1 rRNA gene is annotated in these 425 nt (G+C 59.3%); it reads left to right on the top strand.

The features are described from left to right. Positions 1 to 56: 56 nt before the first annotated feature. Positions 57 to 425, top strand: a 23S ribosomal RNA gene (locus IG86_RS0138120); the annotation flags it as partial.

Here is a 425-nt window from a genome sequence, read left to right as displayed (position 1 = left end):
GGGTGATGGGTGGCTGGTCGTTGTTTGAGAACTACACAGTGGACGCGAGCATCTGTGGCCAAGTTTTTAAGGGCGCACGGTGGATGCCTTGGCACCAGGAACCGATGAAGGACGTGAGAGGCCGCGATAGGCCCCGGGGAGCTGCCAACTGAGCTTTGATCCGGGGGTGTCCGAATGGGGAAACCCGGCAGTCGTCATGGGCTGTCACCCACTGCTGAACACATAGGCAGTGTGGAGGGAACGAGGGGAAGTGAAACATCTCAGTACCCTCAGGAAGAGAAAACAACCGTGATTCCGGGAGTAGTGGCGAGCGAAACCGGATGAGGCCAAACCGTATGCGTGTGATACCCGGCAGGGGTTGCGCATGCGGGGTTGTGGGAATGAGCTTGATCGGTCTGCCGGCCGGTCGGCGAGTCAGAAACCGT

Source organism: Streptomyces virginiae (assembly GCF_000720455.1).
GTDB lineage: Bacteria > Actinomycetota > Actinomycetes > Streptomycetales > Streptomycetaceae > Streptomyces > Streptomyces virginiae.
This window is presented reverse-complemented; position numbering and strand designations above follow the sequence as displayed.